Below are 17302 nucleotides of genomic sequence, written 5' to 3'. Positions count from 1 at the left end.
AGGGGCGGTCCGAACGACAGAACCGACAGGAAAGGTCGACGTGACGAACCCCTTCGATGACAAGTCCGCAACGTTCTCCGTGCTCGTGAACGAGTACCAGCAGCACTCCCTCTGGCCCGATTTCGCGGCCGTACCGCAGGGCTGGGTGACCATGTTCGGCCCGGACAGCCGTGAGGCCTGCCTGGACTACGTGTCCCGGACGTGGACCGACATGGCACCGCGTAAAGTCGCCGAACTCGCCGCTTCGCAGTGATCCGGATCGAGAACGTCAGCAAGAGCTTCGGGAGTTTCAAGGCCCTGGACGGACTCACCCTGCGGGCCGGCGAGGGAACGGTGCTTGGCCTGCTGGGACCGAACGGCTCCGGCAAGACCACCACCGTCAAGATCCTCACCACCCTTTTGAGCCCGGATAGCGGAGACGCACGGGTGGCCGGGTACTCGGTCGTCAAGGAACCGGGCAACGTACGCCGTAACCTCGGCCTGTCCGGCCAGTACGCGGCGGTGGACGAAAAATTGACGGCCTTCGAAAACCTGCACATGGTGGGCCGGTTGTACGGGCTGAGTCATCGCTCGGCCTCGGCGAGGGCGCATGAGTTGCTGCTCAACTTCCGGCTTGACGACGTCGCGGGTAAACGCGCCGGGACGTTCTCGGGTGGAATGCGGCGCCGCCTGGACCTGGCCGGGGCCATCGTGGCCCGGCCCAAGGTCGTGGTCCTCGACGAACCCACCACCGGCCTCGACCCACGCGGCCGCCTCGACACCTGGGATGTGGTGTCCCGCCTCGTCGCGGACGGCACCACGGTCCTGCTGACGACCCAGTACCTCGAGGAAGCGGACCGCCTCGCGGACCATATTGCCGTGATTAACCACGGCAGCGTGATCGCCGAAGGCACGGCCTCCGAACTGAAGCAGCGCGCCGGAACGGAACGGATCGACGTCGTGCTGCGGAACGCCGGGGACCTCGAAGCTGCCGCCGCGGTACTGTCCCGGGCCGCCGGCGCCAGGGCCGAGGAGGATCCACAAAACCTGCGGATCTCCGTCTCCGCCCCCGGCGGCCACCGGCTGCTGGTCCACGTGCTGTCCGAGCTCGACGCCCAATCCCTGCACGTCGAGGAGGCAGCCCTGCGCCGACCTACCCTGGACGACGTCTTCCTGCAGCTGACCGGGCAGGGACCGGCGGAGGGCGGGGACTCCGCCATAGACCGGATTTCCGAGACGGCGGGGGTGTCCGCATGAGCGCCATCGCCGCTGCCGCCCGGGACAGCTCGGTCATCGCCCGGCGCAACCTGATCAACGTGCTGCGCACCCCCGGGGCCCTGGTCACCGGCATTGTGCAGCCCGTGATGTTCGTCCTGCTGCTCGGCTTCGTCTTTGGCGGGGCCCTCGGCGGAGACCAGTACCGCAGCTACCTGATCGGCGGAATCCTGGCGCAGACGCTGACGTTCAACGCGTCCTTCACGGCCGTCTACCTGGCCAAGGACCTGCAGCTGGGGCTGATCGACAGGTTCCGCTCTTTGCCGATGTCCCGCGTGGCGGTCATCCTGGGGCGCACGTCCTCCGACCTCTCGACCAGCGTCCTCTCCGTTGCCGTGACGCTGCTGTGCGGACTCGCAATCGGCTGGCGGATCACCACCGGCCCCGGTTCCGCCCTCGCGGCCCTGGCCCTGCTCCTGCTGTTCGCCTTCGCGGTGTCGTGGATCGGCGCCGTCATCGCCCTCACCGCCCGGAGCGTCGAGGTCGCCCAAAGCCTGGGCCTGGTCTGGCTGTTCCCCGTGACGTTCGTTTCCGGTGCCTTCGTTCCTGTCAGCTCGCTTCCAGGACCGTTGCGCACCATCGCCGAGTGGAACCCGGTGACCGCTGTGGCAACGGCCGCCCGCGAGCTCTTCGGCAACGCGGCCCCCGCAGGTTTTGCGGCGCCCGGCGGATGGGCCGCGGACAACGCGGTGCTCTACTCGGTCCTGTGCAGCCTTGCGATCATCGCCGTCTTTGCCCCGCTGGCGATCGCGCAGTACCGCCGGATCAGCAGGCGGTGACAGTGCCCGACGGGGGCGCCGCGGGCCCCGTTTATCTCACGGCGCCCGCCGCCGCGGTCCGCGCGGCAGCGGACCCGGCAGGCGGCCTGGAGACGTTCCTCTCCCCCAACGAACAGCGGTCAATGCTGCGCTTCAAACACGAGACTGACCGGTTGGATTACGCCGCATCGCATGCGCTTTTCCGGCTCCTGGCTGCCAGGCACTTGGGATTAAGTCCGGGCGCCGCCGCCGGGCTCACCGTCAGTCGGCGTTGCGCCGGGTGCGGTAGTACGGAACACGGCAAGCCGTCCATTGCCGGCGTGGAGCTGAGCCTGTCCCGAAGCCACGGCACCGTCATGGCCGCGGCAGGACCCGCCGGGACGCAACTGGGAGCGGACATTGAAAGAATTCCCGCTGACCTCTTTGCCGGCTTTGACGATTACGTCCTGGCGCCTGAGGAGCGGACCGGGCCGGGAATGGCGGAACCCCCGGAGAGTTCACCGCACGGCGATGTCACAGCGCGGATAGCGCTCTGGGTCGCGAAAGAGGCCGTGCTCAAGGCGGCCGGCCTGGGTCTGGCGCTTGATCCGGCCACGGTGTCCCTGGTGGACGCCAGCGGCGCTCCTGCGCCTGTCCCGGGAGCCCATGTGCAGGCGACGGGAACAGGCCACCCCTCCGTGGACGGCCTGCTCGCCGCCGGGGTTCCGGCTCCGCCCGGCTACCTCGCAGCCGTGGCCGGACGCGAGGGTGTCCCTGGGCAGTCCGTGCCGCTCTCCGCGCTCTTTTCCTGACCCGTCCGCCCCTGCACATCGATCCTGCCCGCACAGCACGGCGGGGCCGGATCCGGTGCCGGGATGGTTCCCGGGCCGGTTCCGACCCCGCCGTGGTGGTGCCGTGGAAGGACGGTGCTGCTGAAGGACTAGGAGCGGCCGAGGCCCTTGAGGACGTTCTTCGGCCGCTGCATCTCGCCGTGCTTGGCGCCGAGGACGATCACCCAGCCGGCGAAGACCGGGATGGCCCACTGCAGGATCTTCAACTGCTGCTGCGCGGAGCGGAGTTTCTCAGAGGCGCCCGGCTTCGGTTCGGTGGCGCCCTCGGCGCCTTCGGCTGCGAGCTTCTCCACCTTGGCACCCTGCATGCCGGCGTAGAGGGTGACGCCCGCGCCGGCCGCGGTCACGATCGACTTGTAGATGCTCAGGCGGGTAACGCCGTCCTGCTTGGCCATCCGGCCCTTGTTCTCCCACATGATGGCCAGGCCGGAGAGGAAGTGCGCGCCGAAGGCTGCGGTCTGGTACGGGGCCCATTTCTTCCAGCCGAGGCTGGAGAGCCGCGTGCGCTCGGCCGGGTCCTTGGCCTCCGCAGTGGCGCCGTTGAGTCCGATGGCGCCCATCAGCGAGCCGCCAAACCAGGCGCCTGCGGTCAAATCGTGAATGGAACGTGCAACGAGGTTTCCTGCCATGATGAGCTTCCTATCGTCTGTCTGCGGGTCCGGGCCGGCATGGTCAAGGATCAACCATGCCCCAGCACATAGTAAGCACACTTACCAACAAGTGTGAAGTCCGGGCGGGGACGGGGCCGCGCCGTCGGCATCCCCGCGCGGCGGCGCGTAAACTCGGGCCATGACGCGGGAGACGGACGGACGATTGCGGGACGGGCACCTGCCCGACACGACACCGGACGCGGTCGCCGCCCCGGGACTCGACGCCGTCGAAGCGGCCGAGGCCGCCTCCAACAGCCGGGCGCTCGACGTCGTGGCCCGCTGGGGATTCGCGGTGATGGCCCTGCTGCATATCGTCATCGGTGCGATCGCCGTCGCCTTGGTCCTGGGCGCGCCCGGCCAGGCCGAACCCACCGGCGCCATCGAGCAGCTTGCCGACAACCCATGGGGCCCTGCGGTGATGTGGTCCGGGTTTATCGGCTGCGCGGGCCTCTCATTGTGGCAGCTCAGCGAGGCCACCCTGCGGGCACGGCACCTGCCGCGCGGGGAGCGCCTGGGCAAGCTGGTCTCCTCGGGGTTCCTGGCCGTGGCCTACGGCAGCGTGGGCTGGACCTTTGCGAATTTCGCGATCGGGGTCCGCAGCGACTCGGGTGATTCCACCGCCGCCTTCAGCGAGGACCTGATGAGCCGGCCGCTCGGCGGCCCGCTGCTGATCGGCCTGGGCCTGACCGTCGGCGGGATAGGCGTGTATTTCGTGGTCAAGGGGCTGGGGAAGAAGTTCAAGGAGGAGCTGCGGCACTTCGAGGGCACCCACCGCGGCCACCTGATCAGCGGACTGGGCGTGGCCGGGCACGTCGCGAAGGGCGTGGCCCTGATCCTCACCGGCCTGCTGTTCGTCACGGCCGAGGTCACCGATGACCCCGCTTCCTCCACCGGGCTGGACGGGAGCCTGAAGGCCCTCCAGCACCATCCGTTCGGCCCGTTCCTGCTGCTGGCCATCGGCGCCGGCTTCATCGCCTACGGCCTGTTCGCCCTGATCCGGGCCCGCTTCGGGCGGATGTAGCCGGGCCCGGCGGCCCTCAGCGCTGATCAGCGCAGCGGCACCACGTTGCCCTCCTGGTAGAGCAGGGCGCGGATCTCCGACTCAGCCGAGTCCAGCCGCTTGGGGTCGATGGTCTCCCCCGCGGCGAAGTGATCCAGCAGCCGGGGGTCGACGTAGCTCTTGCGGGCGATCGAGGGCGTATTGCCGAGGACAGCGGAGGCGTCCACCATGGCCCGGCTCACCGCCCGCTTCCGTGCTGAGACCTTGGGCTGCGGACCGCTCCTGGCCAGGCTCACGGCGGCCGCGACGGTGCCCCGGAGGGTCCGGAAATCCTTGGCGGTGAAGTCCCCGCCGGTGCGCTCCTTGACGTACTCGTTGATCTCGGCGCTCGTCACGGGGTGCCAGCTGCGGCCGTTCTTGTAGGCGAGAAGGCGGGCGTTGCCTCCGCGGCGCTTGAGCGAGCGGACGACGGCGGCCAGGTCGGCGTCGTCGATGCGGGACTCCCACGTCTTGCCGCTCTTGGCCGGGAAGGTCAGGCGCAGCTCGTCCTTGCGGACGGTGACGTGGGCGCAGAGCAGCGTGGCGAGGCCGTGGCTGCCGTTTTCGTTCGTGTAGCGCTCCGAGCCGACCCGCAGCGAACCGCTGTCGAGCATCCTGAAGGCAGCCGCGAGGACCCGCTCCCGGGTCAGGCCCTCGGACCGGAGGTCAAGGGTGACCCCGCGCCGCGCGGACGGCAACGTCTCGGCGAGCTGGAGCGACCGGTCAAACTTCACCCGGTCCTTCCGCTCCCGCCAGGTCGGGTGGTAGATGTACTGCCGGCGGCCGACGGCGTCCACACCCGTGGCCTGGATGTGCCCGTTCTCGTACGGGGCGATCCAGACGTCCGTCCAGGCCGGCGGGATGCCCAGGCCCTCCAGTCGGTCCCGGAGCTCCCCGGGCGGAATGGTGGAACCGTCCAGGTCCTTGTAGCTGAACCCGGAACCGGAGGGCACGCGCCGGTAGCCGCGGCCGGAGGCGTTGCTGCGGCGGAGCCTCACCGGAGCGGCCCAAGCGTCGAGTGTGCATTCATGACGGTAAGCCTACTGACTATCAGCCCGGAATGCCGCCACTTTGGACGCGCGGTGTTCCCTAGACCTGCGCCGCCACCCCGGCTCGGGAGATCTCCACCATCTCGTCCCGGGGGACCACCTTGATGCGTTCGCGCCGGAGGCCCGCGTCCGCAGCGCGGCCGCCCAGGTCCCGCTCGTGGGCATCCAGCGCCAGCCATCCCTCCCAGGTGGTGAAGCCGGTGCCGCGGCCTTCCAGCAGGGCGACGATGGCGTCCGGGGCGGGTGCCGGGGCGGCCGGCAGGGTTTCCCGGTCCTCGAGCAGGAGGGTAATGGTCTCGAGGGCGTCGCCCTTGGTGTGGCCGATCAGTCCCACCGGGCCGCGCTTGATCCAGCCGGTGGCGTAGATCCCGGGGACCGGGCTGCCAGCGGTGTCCAGCACGCGGCCGCCCTCGTTCGGGATCACTCCCTTGCTGTGGTCGAAGTCCACCTCGGGGAGGGCGGAACCGAAGTAGCCGATGGCGCGGTAGACGGCCTGGACCGGGTAGTCGACGAACTCGCCGGTGCCGCGGGCGTTGCCGGTGCCCTCGAGCTGCATACGCTCGAAGGTCATGCCGGTGACCTTGCCGGGGTGGGCCGGGTCGTCGTGGATCTCCACCGGGCTGTGCAGGAAGTGCAGGTGCAGCCGGCGGGACGCCGTGAGTTCGGACAGGTCCTCCGGCTGCTCGGCGATCCAGTTCGTCAGCGTGCCCACCATGGTCTTGATCTGGTTGTTGGACTGGATTGCCTCGTCGGAAGCCTCGTCGAACTCGAAGTCCTCCGCATACAGGACGATGTCCACGTCCTTCGAGTGGGAGAGTTCGCGCAGCTCCAGCGGGGTGAACTTCACCTGGGCGGGCCCGCGACGGCCGAAAACGTGCACGTCCGTGACCGGGGATGCCTTCAGACCCTCATAGACGTTGTCCGGGATCTCGGTCACCAGGAGGTCGTCGGCGTGCTTGGACAGGATCCGGGCCACGTCCAGTGCCACGTTGCCGTTGCCGATCACCGCGATTTCCTTGGCCTCCAGCGGCCACTCCCGCGGCACGTCCGGGTGCCCGTCGTACCAGGAGACGAAGTCCGCGCCGCCGAAGGAACCCTCCAGGTCGATGCCCGGAATGTTCAGGTCCGCGTCCTTAATCGCACCCGTGGCAAAGATGACCGCGTCGTAGTGCGTGCGCAGGTCCGCGAGGGTGAGGTCCGTACCGAAGTCGACGTTGCCGAAGAAGCGGATGTCGCCGCGGTCCAGGACCTTGTGCAGGGCGTTGACGATCCCCTTGATCCGGGGATGGTCCGGGGCCACGCCGTAGCGGATCAGGCCGTAGGGCGCCGGGTACCGGTCGAAGAGGTCGATGCTGACGGTGAGCGCGCCGCTGGTGACGGCCTCGCTCTTGGTCAGGATGTCCGCGGCGTAGACGCCGGCCGGACCGGCGCCGATCACGGCGACGCGGAGCGGACGGGCGGGGGTTCCTGCGGGGAGGATTGCTGACACGGCTGTGTTCCTTTGGTTCGGGCGGTGGCTGGTTCCGGGCGTGCCTAGGGGGCGGGGACGCGCGGGGTGTTCGGGGTGGTGGTGCTGTAGTCCGCGGTCTTGAAGTGGGGCGGGGCGTAGGGGCTGACCCGGACGACGTCGCCGATGACCACGACGGCGGGGTTCGCCACCCCGACGGCCTCCGCCTGGTCCGCGATGGTCCCGAGCGTCCCGATCGTGACCCGCTGGTTCGGCAGGTAGCCGTTCTCCACGATGCCAACCGGCGTCGCTGCGGGCAAACCCGCCGCCGCGAGGGTGGCAGCGGAGTCGCGCAACCGCCCGACGCCCATGAGCAGGACGACGGTGTGGTCGGCCCGGGCCGGCACCTCGGCGAGCTCCTCGTGGCCGGTGACCACGCTGAAGCCTCTGGCCAGGCCGCGGTGGGTGACCGGGATGCCGGCGGCGGCGGGGACGGACACCGCTGACGTCACCCCGGGGACCAGTTCGACGTCCACGCCGTGCTGCCGGCAGTATTCGGCTTCCTCGCCGCCCCGGCCCAGGACGTACGGGTCGCCGCCCTTGAGCCGGACCACGCGGTGGCCGGCCAGTGCCTCGGACACGAGGATCCGGTTGATCTCGGCCTGCGGGACGGGGTGGTGGCCGGGGGTCTTGCCGACCTCCACCACGCGGACGTCGGGGGCGAGTTCGTCGAGCAGTTGCCGGGGCCCCAGCCGGTCGGTGACGACGACGTCGGCCTGGCCCAGGAGGCGCCGGCCGCGGACGGTGATCAGGCCTGGGTCGCCGGGGCCGCCGCCCACCAGGGCGACGGAGCCGGTGGCTGAGTCCGTCTGAACGCGGTGGCGGCGCAGCGGCAGGTCGCCGGTGTCCAGGGCGGTGGCGACGGCGTCGCGCAGCGCCATGGCCCGGCGCGGGTCTCCCCCGGCGTTGATGGCGATCTTGACGTCGTCCACGACGGCGACGGCGGGCGTCCAGGCGGCGGACGCCTCGTGGTCGGAGGCGTTGACACACCAGGTACGCTGCGCCTCAGCGTCGGCGGCGACCTGTGCGTCGACGGCCGGGTCGCCGGTGGCGGTCTGGATGAACCAGGCGCCGTCGGCGTCGCCGGGGCGGTAGGGCCGGGCCTTCCAGGCCAGGAGGCCGGCGTCGGCCAGTTCCCGCACCCCGGCCCCGGCCTCGGGGGCGACGAGCGTGACCCGGGCGCCGGCGTCCAGCAGGCCCTTGGCGCGGCGGGCGGCGACGGGGCCTCCGCCGACCACGAGTACGGAGCGGCCGAGCAGGCGCAGTGCGGCGGGGTAGATGTCCTGGATGGTCATGCGTCGAGGGTAGGGCGGGTCCGGGCGGGCCGACCAGTGGCCGGGAAACACCGGTTCACGCGAGGTCACGGGGCGTCATCTGTGCCGTCCTCTCTGGACTGTTATCTCTGGTCTGGCGGAGTCAGCGGGTACTGCCGGCCAGAAGCCCCCGGCGGCGGAGCAGATGTTTCTCCACCGGGGCGAAGACCAGCAGTTCCACCAGGATGCCGATGGCGAGGATGAGCAGGATGGCGGCGAGGACCACCGTCATGTCCGCGAGATCGCGGCCCTGGTTGAGCAGGGAGCCCAGGCCGAAGCCCATGCTGCCGCCCACGGTGATGATTTCGGCGGCCATCAGCGAGCGCCAGGAGAAGGCCCAGCCCTGTTTGAGCCCGCCCAGATAGCCGGGGAGGGCGGCGGGCAGGATGATCCGGAGGGTCAGGTCCAGCCGGGAGGCGCCAAGGACGGAGCCGACGCGGCGGTACTGCGGCGGGATCTGGTCGACGCCGGAAATCAGGCCGTTGATGATCGACGGGATGGCGCCCATCAGGACCACGAAGTAGACGGTGGCGTCGCTGAGGCCGAACCAGATGATGGCCGCAGGCACCCATGCCACCGAGGGCAGCACCTGCAGACCGGAAATCAGCGGCCCGAAGGCGCGCCGGAGCGGGGCCACCTGGGCGAGCAGCAGGCCCAGCGGCGTCGCGATGAGCACGCTGATGACGAACCCTGCGGCGCCGCGCTGCAGGGAGGTGGCCACGGCCTGTTGCAGGGTGGCCTCACCCCAGAGGGCACCGAGCTGCCCGGCGACGTCGAGCGGACCGGGGACCAGGTCGCGGCGTTTGATGCCGAGCCAGACGTAGGCCTGCCAGGCCAGGAGGAGCACGGCGAGCGCAGCCACCGGCAGCAGCACCCGTGACCAGTCGATGCGGGCGGTCCGGGCAGCGGCGGACTGCAGCGAGTCCAGGCCGGCCTCCAACTGGCGGAGGTCCTCGACGCCGGGACGGACAGTCTCCTCCCGGGCGGCGGAAGGGAGAGTGGCTGCTTCGGGGGCAGCGGTGTGGCTAGTGGGCATGGCGGCGGATCTCCTCGCGAAGCCGGGCGGTGATGGCGCTGGTGAGCTGTCCGGCCAGTCCGGGGTTGGAGCGGTGTTCCGCGGTGACCTGCCACTCCTGGACCACCCGGCCCGGGCGGGAGGAGAGCAGCAGGACCCGCTGGCCCAACCGCACCGCCTCGCCGACGTTGTGGGTGACGAAGATGATGGTCCGGCCGGTTTCGTGCCAGACGCGTTCCAGTTCGTCGTGCAGCAGGTCCCGGGTGATGGCGTCGAGTGCGGCGAAGGGTTCGTCCATCAGCAGCAACGGCCGGTCCTGGGCCAGCGCCCGGGCCAGGGCCACCCGCTGGCGCATGCCGCCGGAGAGCTCGTGCGGGCGTTTGCCGCCCGCGCCGGCCAGGTGCACCAGGTCCAGCAGTTCCCCGGCCGTCCGGCGGCGTTCCGCCTTCCCCACGCCGCGGAGCGTGAGGGCCACTTCGACGTTTTCACGGGCGGTGAGCCAGGGAAACAGGGCCGCATCCTGGAACATGAACGCCGCCCCGTCGCTGGGCACCTCGAGGGCGCCGGCGCTGGGCGCCTCCAGCCCGGCGATGATGTTCAGCAGGGTGGATTTCCCGCAGCCCGAGGCTCCCAGCAGCGCCACGAACTCACCGGCGCCGATGCTGGCGTTCACGCCCTCCAGGACGGGCGCGCCGTCGTCGAAAGTCTTTCCGAGGTTTTCCAGCAGTACCGGCATGAGGAGGTCCTCCTTGGTTGCGGTGGGGGCCGGGGCCGTCAGTCCTTGCCCAGGCCCCGGGCGGACACGTGGGCGGCGGAGACGGCGTTGAGCGCCGTCAGGTCGAAGATGCCGGTGATGTCCGCGGGTTTAGTGATGCCCGCGTCCGCCCCGTCCTGCAGCAGCTTCGGGTAGGTGCCGGCGAGCGGGTCGACGGTGAAGACGATGTTCTGCAGGGAGCGGTCCACGACGTCGGCGGGCAGCTCGGCACCGCCGGCGTCCTTGAGCGCGGCGTTCAGGGCGCCGGCCTTCTCCGCGGCGGGGGCGTGCTGCAGCCAGTCCACGGCCTGGACGTGGCCCTTGAGCAGGGCCTTGACCGTGTCCGGGTGGGCCGCGGCGTAGGCCTTGTTGACGATCAGTACGGTGGTGGGGAACTGTCCCGGGGAGCCGGACAGCGAGCCGTCCCATAGGTCCTTCTCGTCCACCAGGACCTTGGCGCCGGCCTGCAGCACCAGCCGGGACGCCCAGGGTTCGGGCAGCCAGGCGCCGTCGAGCTTTCCGGCCTGGAACAGCTTCAGGGTCTGGGCGTTCTCGGTGGGGTTGATGGTGACGTCGCCGCCGCCGTCGGGGCTGACGTGGAAGCCTTGTTTGCCGAGCCAGGCCCGGAGCGCCACGTCCTGGGTGCCGCCCAGCTGCGGGGTGGCGAGCGTCTTTCCGCGCAGCTGGTCCGGGGAGCTGATGTCCGGCCGTACCACCAGTTGGGCGCCACCGGAGGCGGCACCGGCGACGATGCTGATGGATTCGCCCTTGCTCTTGACGAAGGAGTTGATCGCCGGGCTGGGGCCAATGTAGGTGGCGTCGATGGCGCCGGCATTGAGGGCCTCGATGGCGGCGGGGCCGGCGTTGAAGACCTGGGTGCTGAGCCTGGTCTGGCCGAGGCTTGCGGCGATGAAGCCCTTGCTGACGCCGATCAGGGCGGCCCCGTGGGTGACGTTGCCGAAGTAGCCGAGTTTGAGTTCGGCCGCGGGGGTGCCGCCGACCGTGCCCGCGTCCGCGTCCGATGCCGGGCCGCGGCTGACGGTGGAGGCGACGGCGGCCCCGGCACCGATCAGGAGCGCGAGCCCGACGGCGAGGCCCACCTCGAGGCCGCGGCGGCGCCTGGTCTTTTGGTGCCGGGAGGGGCCCGGTTCACCGGCAACGATCCGGGTGGTCCCGGGCTGTGAGCTTGTCATGGCTTCACCCTAGGGAGCCGTCCGAACCGGGTTCAATGGTCCGGAAACCGGGGGTCACGGGGGTTCACGCTGCGTCACACTGGGGTCGCAACGGGCAGATGTCAGTCCTCGGGGCGCGTAGGGAAGCTCGGTGAATAGCGGGTCCAGAGGCCGAAGTAGCGGCGGCCGCTGCGGACCAGGGCGACGGCGAGGTACGCGACGGCGGCGAGCGCGCCGAGCCCCACGGTGACCGGCGCCGGGGCGGTCAGGGTTCCGGCGACGGCCGCGGTCAGGAGGCCCGCGAGCGCGGCGTTGACGGCGGCGATGAAGACCATGCTGCTGCCCAGGAACTGGCTGGCGTGCCTCCGGTTGCGGAAGAAGAAATAGGTCTGCTCGGAGCCGGGCCGGTCGTCGTGCGGGGAGGACATCAGGTACGGCGCCAGTCCCGGGTCCAGGCCGAGGTACCCGGCCCGGATCCGGTTCATGGCGATCACGTACATCAGGTCCTCGATGCCGACGTTCATGACGCGGACCTGGGTGAGAACCCCCACCAGCGTCACGAAGCCAAGGACCGAGAGCTCGAACACCGGGAACAGCCCGGTGAACCCCGTCGCCTGGCCCACCAGGGCCAGGCTGAGCAACCCGGCGGAGGTCAGCGTGAGGAACATGCTGATCCGGGTCAGCACCTCGCTCTGGGTGGTGCTTCGGGAGGCCAGCAGGCTCCAGTGTTCGGTGGCGAGCAGTTGCGCCCGCACCGCGGGCGGCGGCCCGGCGGGTTCAACGGCGTGGCCGGGTTCGGGTCCAGGGCCGCGCTCCGGCCCAGGGCCGGGGTCCGGCGCTGGGGCCGGGGTGGGAGCCGTGTTCTCCGGCATGGCGCCCATTGTCCTCCGCCGGTTTGGCGGCGGCTAGGGTCGTTGGGCGCCGCCTCCGCCGAGGCTCAGATCGCGGCTCAGATGCGGCTCAGATGCTGTAGCGCTCGTCCTCGTGGTCGCCAGGGTGGTCCCGGACCAGTCCCGCGGCGAGGGTGTTGCCGTCCCGAGGGTCGATCACCAGGAACGCACCGGTCCGCCGGTGGTGCCGGTAGTTCTCCAGCGGCAAGGAGGCGGCAAGCCGGAGCTGGGCGTGGCCGATGTCGTTGAGTTCCAGCGTGGAGGCCGGTTCCACCCGGAAGCTGCCGAGGTCCAGCCTGCCGGTAACGTTCCGGACCAGGGCCTGGACCGTGCGGGTGCCGTGTTTGACCAGCACCTTGGCGCCCTCCCGCAGCGGCGTCGGGGACAGCCAGCAGAGCGAGGCGTAGAGGTCGGCGGTGGACTCGGAGATCGTTCCGGCGGCCGTGATCGTGTCGCCGCGGGCGACGTCGAACTCGTCCGCCAGCCGCAGCGCCACCGACTGCGGCGCCACGGCCTCCGTGAGCTGCCGGCCGGCGAAGTCGATCCCGGTCACCGTGGTGTTCCGCGGCGCCTGCCCGGGCGTCAGGACGGTGACCGGGTCGCCGACCCTCACCGCACCCTCGGTGATCTGGCCGGCGTAGGCCCGGTAGTCGCGGTACGCGCCGGGGTTGAGGCCGCGAGCGAGCGCGTCGGGGGCCAGCGCCCCCTGCGGCCGAACTACCAGCTGGACCGGGAACCGGAAGCTCTCCAGGTGGGTTTCGATCTCATCGGCGGCCGGGAGGGTCTCAAGGATCTCCAGCAGCGCCGGTCCCCGGTACCAGGGGGTGCGCGTGGACCGCTCGACGACGTTGTCGCCGTCGAGCGCGGACACCGGCACCACCAGTAGCCCGGAACCGTCCCCGTCCCCCAGCCCCAGTTCGCGGCCCACGTGCTGCACCTCGGCCTCGATGGTGCGGAAGACGTCCTCGCTGAAGTCCACCAGGTCGATCTTGTTCACCGCCACGATCACGTGCGGCACCCGCAGCAGGTGCAGCACGGACAGGTGCCGGCGGGTCTGTTCCAGGACACCCTTGCGGGCATCAATGAGGACGACGACGGCGTCCGCGGTGGAGGCTCCGGTCACCGTGTTCCGGGTGTACTGCACGTGCCCGGGGCAGTCGGCGAGGATAAAGCTGCGCCGGTCGGTGGCGAAGTAGCGGTAGGCGACGTCGATGGTGATGCCCTGTTCCCGCTCGGCGCGCAGCCCGTCGGTCAGCAGCGCGAGGTCGATACGCTGCCCTCCGCCCTCCCCGTCCGCCGCGCCGAAGCCGCGGTCAACAGAGGTGCGGGCGACGGCGTCGAGCTGGTCGGCAAGGATGGCTTTCGAATCGTGCAGGAGCCGGCCCACCAGGGTGGACTTGCCGTCGTCGACGGAGCCGGCGGTGGCGAAGCGGAACAGCGACGCGGATGAGAGTCCCAGGTCTTCGGCGGCGGCATCCTCGGTGGCGGGAATCGTGCTCATTAGAAATAGCCGTCTTTCTTGCGGTCTTCCATGGCGGCCTCGGAGATGCGGTCATCGGCCCGGGTGGCGCCACGTTCGGTGATGGTGGAGGCGGCAACTTCAATCACGACGTCGCGCACGGTGGCGGCGGCGGATTCGACAGCGCCGGTGCAGGACATGTCCCCGACGGTGCGGTAGCGGACCGTTTTGGTGAGGACCTGCTCGTCGGTGCGGGGTTGGGAGACCTCGCCGACGGCGCGCCACATGCCGTCGCGGGCGAAGACCTCCCGCTCGTGGGCGTAGTAGAGGCCCGGCAGGTCGATGTTCTCGCGTTCGATGTAGCGCCAGACGTCCAGTTCGGTCCAGTTGCTGATCGGGAAGGCCCGGACGTGCTGGCCCACGGTGTGGCGGCCGTTGTACAGGTTCCAGAGTTCCGGGCGCTGGTTGCGCGGGTCCCACTGGCCGAACTCGTCGCGCAGGCTGAGGATGCGTTCCTTGGCCCGGGCCTTGTCCTCGTCCCGGCGGCCGCCACCGAAGACGGCGTCGAACCGGTTGCTGCTGATCGCGTCCAGCAGCGGGACGGTCTGCAGCGGGTTGCGGGTGCCGTCCGCGCGCTCGGCCAGCTCGCCGGAATCGATGAACTCCTGCACGGAGCCCACCACGAGCCTGAGCCCCAGCCGCTCCACGGTCCGGTCCCGGAACTCGATCACCTCCGGGAAGTTGTGCCCGGTATCCACATGCAGGACCGGGAAAGGCACCTTGCCAGGCCAGAAAGCCTTGGTGGCCAGGTGCAGCATCACCACAGAATCCTTGCCGCCGGAAAACAGCAGCGCGGGCCGCTCAAACTCGGCAACAACCTCCCGGATGATGTGGATCGCCTCGGATTCGAGCGTGTCCAGGGATGAAAGACGTGCCGGGGCCGCGACGCCGATTGCCGCCCCCGCCCCTGCGCCGCGCGGCTCCGACAGGCCCGATGCCACTCCCGGGGCGGCAATCGGCGTCCCAACCGTGCCGTGGACCAGCCCGGCCAGCTGCAGTTCCTCGTTGGTGGTCTTGATGCTCATACGTGTAGTCCGCATTCTGTTTTGTCGGTTCCGGCCCAGCGGCCGGCGCGGGGGTCCTCGCCGGGGGCGACCTGGCGGGTGCAGGGCTGGCAACCGATGGAGGGGTAGCCCTGTGAAAGGAGCGGGTTGACGGGCAGGAGGTTCTCCTCCGAGTAGGCCACCAGTTGGTCGAAGGTCCAGGCCGCCACGGGGTTGACCTTGACCAGGCCGTTGGCTTCGTCCCAGGTCACCAGCGGGGTGTTGGTGCGGGTGGGTGCCTCGTCGCGGCGGACGCCGGTGAACCAGAGTTCGTAGCCGGCCAGGGTGCGGTGCAGCGGGGCGACCTTGCGGAGCGCGCAGCACTGGGCGGCGTCACGGGCGAAGAGGTCCTTGCCGAGGATCCGGTCCTGCTGCTCCACGGTGGTTTCCGGGAGTACGTCCACGACGGTGACGCGCAGGTTCGCGGCCACCTCGTCGCGCGTGGCGTAGGTTTCCGGGAAGTGGTAGCCGGTGTCCAGGAAGAGCACGTCGACGCCGGGAATCCGTTCCGCAACGAGGGCGGGCAGGACGGCGTCGGCCATGGAGCAGGCGACGGCGACGGCGGGCCGTTCGAAGGTGCGCGCCACCCAGTCGATCACGTCGCCGGCCGGGGCGTCCCAGCCGAGTTCGGCGGCCCCGGCCGCAGCGAGGGCCTTGAGCTCCTCGCGGCGGCGGAGGGCAACAGGGGCGCTGGAGCTCACTGCAGGTCCCCTTCGTCGGCGGCGAAGGCCCATTCGGCGAAGCTCTGGCCGTCGGTACGGGTGTCGGCGAATTTTCGCACCACCCGCTCCACGTAGTCGGGCAGTTCGTCGGCGGTGACCTTGAGGCCCCGGACGGTGCGTCCCAGGCCCGCCTCCTCCCGGTCGGTGGAGGCGAGTCCGCCGCCGAGATGGACCTGGAAGCCGGGCGTCGGGTCGCCGTCGGGCGTGGGAAGCATCATGCCCTTTAGGCCGATGTCCGCCGTCTGGATGCGGGCGCAGGAATTGGGGCAGCCGTTGATGTGCAGGGACAGCGACTCCGGCAGCTTCCCGGCGTCGACGAGGTCGGCGAGGCGTCGCTCCAGTTCGGCCACCGCCGTCGCCGCCGTCGCCTTCGTTTCGACGATCGCGAGCTTGCAGAATTCGATCCCGGTGCAGGCAATGGTGCCGCGGCGGAACACGGACGGGCGGGCGGACAGGCCCAGGGCGTCGAGCTCGGCCACGAGCGGTTCCACCTGGCCGCCGGGCACGTCCAGGACCACGAGCTTCTGATGCGGGGTGGTCCGCAGCCGCCGCGAACCGCGGGATTCGAGGGTGTCGGCGAGGGCCACGAGCTGGCTGCCGGAGAGGCGTCCGGCCACCGGAGTGGCGCCGATGAAGAACCTGCCGTCCTTTTGTTCATGGACGCCGATGTGGTCGCCGGGGGTTGCCGGCTTAGGCGCGGCCGGGCCGTCGCTGAGCGCGTAGCCGAGGTATTCGTCCTCGAGGACCCGGCGGAACTTCTCCGGACCCCAATCGGCGAGCAGGAACTTCAGCCGGGCCTTGGTGCGCATGCGCCGGTAGCCGTAATCGCGGAAGATGCTGGTGACTCCAAGCCAGACGTCGGCGGCCTGGTCCGGGCGGACGAAGGCGCCGAGGCGCTTGCCGAGCATCGGGTTAGTGGAGAGCGCGCCGCCCACCCAGAGGTCGTAGCCGGCGCCGAGTTCGGGGTGAACCAGACCCACCAGGGCGACGTCATTGATCTCGTGGACCACGTCCTGGCTGGGGTGGCCGGTGATGGCCGTCTTGAACTTGCGCGGAAGGTTGGCCAGCTCCGGGTCGCCGATGAAGCGCTCGGCGAGCTCCCGGATCAGCGGGGTCGGGTCGATGACCTCGTCCTTGGCGATCCCGGCCACCGGGGAGCCCAGGATCACGCGGGGCACGTCGCCGCAGGCCTCCGTGGTGGACAGCCCCACCGCCTCGAGGCGGCGCCAGATTTCCGGCACGTCCTCGACCCGGATCCAGTGCAGCTGGATGTTCTGCCGGTCCGTGAGGTCGGCCGAGTCCCGGGCGAAGTCCACGGAGATGCCGCCGATGACGCGCAGCTGCTCGGTGGATAGGGCGCCGCCGTCGATCCTGACCCGGAGCATGAAGAACTTGTCCTCGAGCTCGTGCGGCTCCAGGGTGGCGGTCTTGCCGCCGTCGATCCCGGGCTTGCGCTGCGTGTAGAGACCCCACCAGCGGAACCGGCCGTGAAGGTCGGTGCCGTCGATCGAGTCGAAACCGTGCTTGGCGTAGACCGACTCGATGCGCTCCCGCACGTTCAAGCCGTTGTCTTCCTGTTTCCAGGTTTCGTTGGCGTTCAGCGGCGCGGTGCCGTCCACCTTCCACTGCCCGTGGGGCTTGGCGGCGGGCCGGCCGGGCCTGGCGGCGCGGGCCGAACGGCCGCCGGCGGTCTGGTCCTGGGGCGCTCCGGCTAGAGCTGTATCAGTCATGGCTCGACTGTAGGGGCGGCCCGAATCGGCCGACAACGGGTCAGAAACGCGGGGTCA

17 protein-coding genes are annotated in these 17302 nt (G+C 70.4%); 5 read left to right on the top strand and 12 right to left on the bottom strand.

What is annotated here, in order from left to right:
• Positions 1 to 40: 40 nt before the first annotated feature.
• The 4 genes from ACFVY3_RS01280 to ACFVY3_RS01265 all read left to right on the top strand — a co-directional run bounded on the left by ACFVY3_RS01280 (position 41) and on the right by ACFVY3_RS01265 (position 2803).
• Positions 41 to 253: an MbtH family protein gene (locus ACFVY3_RS01280; RefSeq protein WP_400158505.1), complete on the top strand. Its 213-nt coding sequence runs from the start codon at positions 41 to 43 to the stop codon at positions 251 to 253.
• The gene (locus tag ACFVY3_RS01275; RefSeq protein ID WP_400158504.1) at positions 250 to 1236 is read left to right on the top strand and encodes an ATP-binding cassette domain-containing protein; all 987 of its coding nucleotides are present in this window, start codon (positions 250 to 252) and stop codon (positions 1234 to 1236) included. The genes ACFVY3_RS01280 and ACFVY3_RS01275 overlap by 4 nt, the downstream gene beginning before the upstream one ends.
• Positions 1233 to 2033 (top strand): ABC transporter permease, encoded by an 801-nt coding sequence (locus ACFVY3_RS01270; RefSeq protein WP_400158503.1) that lies wholly within the window; start codon positions 1233 to 1235, stop codon positions 2031 to 2033. The genes ACFVY3_RS01275 and ACFVY3_RS01270 overlap by 4 nt, the downstream gene beginning before the upstream one ends.
• Before the next feature lie 299 nt (positions 2034 to 2332).
• Positions 2333 to 2803 (top strand): 4'-phosphopantetheinyl transferase family protein, encoded by a 471-nt coding sequence (locus ACFVY3_RS01265; protein WP_400158502.1) that lies wholly within the window; start codon positions 2333 to 2335, stop codon positions 2801 to 2803.
• A gap of 128 nt (positions 2804 to 2931) precedes the next feature.
• Here the strand turns inward: ACFVY3_RS01265 and ACFVY3_RS01260 are convergent, their stop codons facing one another.
• Positions 2932 to 3471, bottom strand: coding sequence for a hypothetical protein (locus ACFVY3_RS01260; RefSeq protein WP_400158501.1), 540 nt, complete (start codon positions 3469 to 3471; stop codon positions 2932 to 2934).
• Positions 3472 to 3631: 160 nt separating this feature from the next.
• Here ACFVY3_RS01260 and ACFVY3_RS01255 point away from each other — a divergent pair, with 160 nt between their 5' ends.
• Complete coding sequence (locus tag ACFVY3_RS01255; protein ID WP_400158500.1) at positions 3632 to 4513, top strand: DUF1206 domain-containing protein; 882 nt, start codon at positions 3632 to 3634, stop codon at positions 4511 to 4513.
• A gap of 26 nt (positions 4514 to 4539) precedes the next feature.
• Here the strand turns inward: ACFVY3_RS01255 and ACFVY3_RS01250 are convergent, their stop codons facing one another.
• The 11 genes from ACFVY3_RS01250 to ACFVY3_RS01200 form a co-directional block, all read right to left on the bottom strand.
• Complete coding sequence (locus tag ACFVY3_RS01250; RefSeq protein WP_400158499.1) at positions 4540 to 5529, bottom strand: DNA topoisomerase IB; 990 nt, start codon at positions 5527 to 5529, stop codon at positions 4540 to 4542.
• 91 nt (positions 5530 to 5620) lie between these two features.
• Entirely contained in the window at positions 5621 to 7069 is a 1449-nt protein-coding gene (locus ACFVY3_RS01245; protein ID WP_400158498.1) for an FAD-dependent oxidoreductase, read from the bottom strand.
• 44 nt (positions 7070 to 7113) lie between these two features.
• Positions 7114 to 8382, bottom strand: coding sequence for a uroporphyrinogen-III C-methyltransferase (gene cobA, locus ACFVY3_RS01240; RefSeq protein ID WP_400158497.1), 1269 nt, complete (start codon positions 8380 to 8382; stop codon positions 7114 to 7116).
• Between the two features lie 121 nt (positions 8383 to 8503).
• On the bottom strand, positions 8504 to 9436 hold the full coding sequence (locus ACFVY3_RS01235) for an ABC transporter permease (protein WP_400158496.1): 933 nt from the start codon (positions 9434 to 9436) through the stop codon (positions 8504 to 8506).
• Positions 9426 to 10151, bottom strand: coding sequence for an ABC transporter ATP-binding protein (locus ACFVY3_RS01230; protein WP_400158495.1), 726 nt, complete (start codon positions 10149 to 10151; stop codon positions 9426 to 9428). The genes ACFVY3_RS01235 and ACFVY3_RS01230 overlap by 11 nt, the downstream gene beginning before the upstream one ends.
• Before the next feature lie 38 nt (positions 10152 to 10189).
• The gene (locus tag ACFVY3_RS01225; protein ID WP_400158494.1) at positions 10190 to 11362 is read right to left on the bottom strand and encodes an ABC transporter substrate-binding protein; all 1173 of its coding nucleotides are present in this window, start codon (positions 11360 to 11362) and stop codon (positions 10190 to 10192) included.
• Positions 11363 to 11463: 101 nt separating this feature from the next.
• Complete coding sequence (locus tag ACFVY3_RS01220; RefSeq protein ID WP_400158493.1) at positions 11464 to 12213, bottom strand: hypothetical protein; 750 nt, start codon at positions 12211 to 12213, stop codon at positions 11464 to 11466.
• 88 nt (positions 12214 to 12301) lie between these two features.
• The gene (locus ACFVY3_RS01215) at positions 12302 to 13732 is read right to left on the bottom strand and encodes a sulfate adenylyltransferase subunit 1 (RefSeq protein WP_400158492.1); all 1431 of its coding nucleotides are present in this window, start codon (positions 13730 to 13732) and stop codon (positions 12302 to 12304) included.
• Entirely contained in the window at positions 13732 to 14775 is a 1044-nt protein-coding gene (gene cysD, locus ACFVY3_RS01210) for a sulfate adenylyltransferase subunit CysD (RefSeq protein WP_400158491.1), read from the bottom strand. The genes ACFVY3_RS01215 and cysD overlap by 1 nt, the downstream gene beginning before the upstream one ends.
• Positions 14772 to 15527 carry a phosphoadenylyl-sulfate reductase gene (locus ACFVY3_RS01205; protein WP_400158490.1) on the bottom strand — a complete coding sequence of 252 codons (756 nt, stop codon included), beginning with the start codon at positions 15525 to 15527 and terminating at the stop codon, positions 14772 to 14774. Before ACFVY3_RS01205 ends, cysD begins: the two co-directional genes overlap by 4 nt.
• Entirely contained in the window at positions 15491 to 17245 is a 1755-nt protein-coding gene (locus tag ACFVY3_RS01200) for a nitrite/sulfite reductase (protein WP_400158489.1), read from the bottom strand. The genes ACFVY3_RS01205 and ACFVY3_RS01200 overlap by 37 nt, the downstream gene beginning before the upstream one ends.
• Between the last annotated feature and the right edge of the window lie 57 nt (positions 17246 to 17302).

Source organism: Arthrobacter sp. BPSS-3 (assembly GCF_044628475.1).
Lineage (GTDB): Bacteria > Actinomycetota > Actinomycetes > Actinomycetales > Micrococcaceae > Arthrobacter.
Note: the sequence above shows the minus strand (reverse complement) of the source record. Positions and strands in the feature narration are given on the sequence as shown.

Coding starts and splice junctions, on each gene's coding strand:
- ACFVY3_RS01270 (WP_400158503.1), top strand. CDS start 1,233: ATGAGCGCCATCGCCGCTGCCGCCCGGGACAGCTCGGTCATCGCCCGG.
- ACFVY3_RS01260 (WP_400158501.1), bottom strand. CDS start 3,471: ATGGCAGGAAACCTCGTTGCACGTTCCATTCACGATTTGACCGCAGGC.
- ACFVY3_RS01255 (WP_400158500.1), top strand. CDS start 3,632: ATGACGCGGGAGACGGACGGACGATTGCGGGACGGGCACCTGCCCGAC.
- cobA (WP_400158497.1), bottom strand. CDS start 8,382: ATGACCATCCAGGACATCTACCCCGCCGCACTGCGCCTGCTCGGCCGC.
- ACFVY3_RS01235 (WP_400158496.1), bottom strand. CDS start 9,436: ATGCCCACTAGCCACACCGCTGCCCCCGAAGCAGCCACTCTCCCTTCC.
- ACFVY3_RS01230 (WP_400158495.1), bottom strand. CDS start 10,151: ATGCCGGTACTGCTGGAAAACCTCGGAAAGACTTTCGACGACGGCGCG.
- ACFVY3_RS01225 (WP_400158494.1), bottom strand. CDS start 11,362: ATGACAAGCTCACAGCCCGGGACCACCCGGATCGTTGCCGGTGAACCG.
- ACFVY3_RS01220 (WP_400158493.1), bottom strand. CDS start 12,213: ATGCCGGAGAACACGGCTCCCACCCCGGCCCCAGCGCCGGACCCCGGC.
- ACFVY3_RS01215 (WP_400158492.1), bottom strand. CDS start 13,732: ATGAGCACGATTCCCGCCACCGAGGATGCCGCCGCCGAAGACCTGGGA.
- cysD (WP_400158491.1), bottom strand. CDS start 14,775: ATGAGCATCAAGACCACCAACGAGGAACTGCAGCTGGCCGGGCTGGTC.
- ACFVY3_RS01205 (WP_400158490.1), bottom strand. CDS start 15,527: ATGGGCCTTCGCCGCCGACGAAGGGGACCTGCAGTGAGCTCCAGCGCC.
- ACFVY3_RS01200 (WP_400158489.1), bottom strand. CDS start 17,245: ATGACTGATACAGCTCTAGCCGGAGCGCCCCAGGACCAGACCGCCGGC.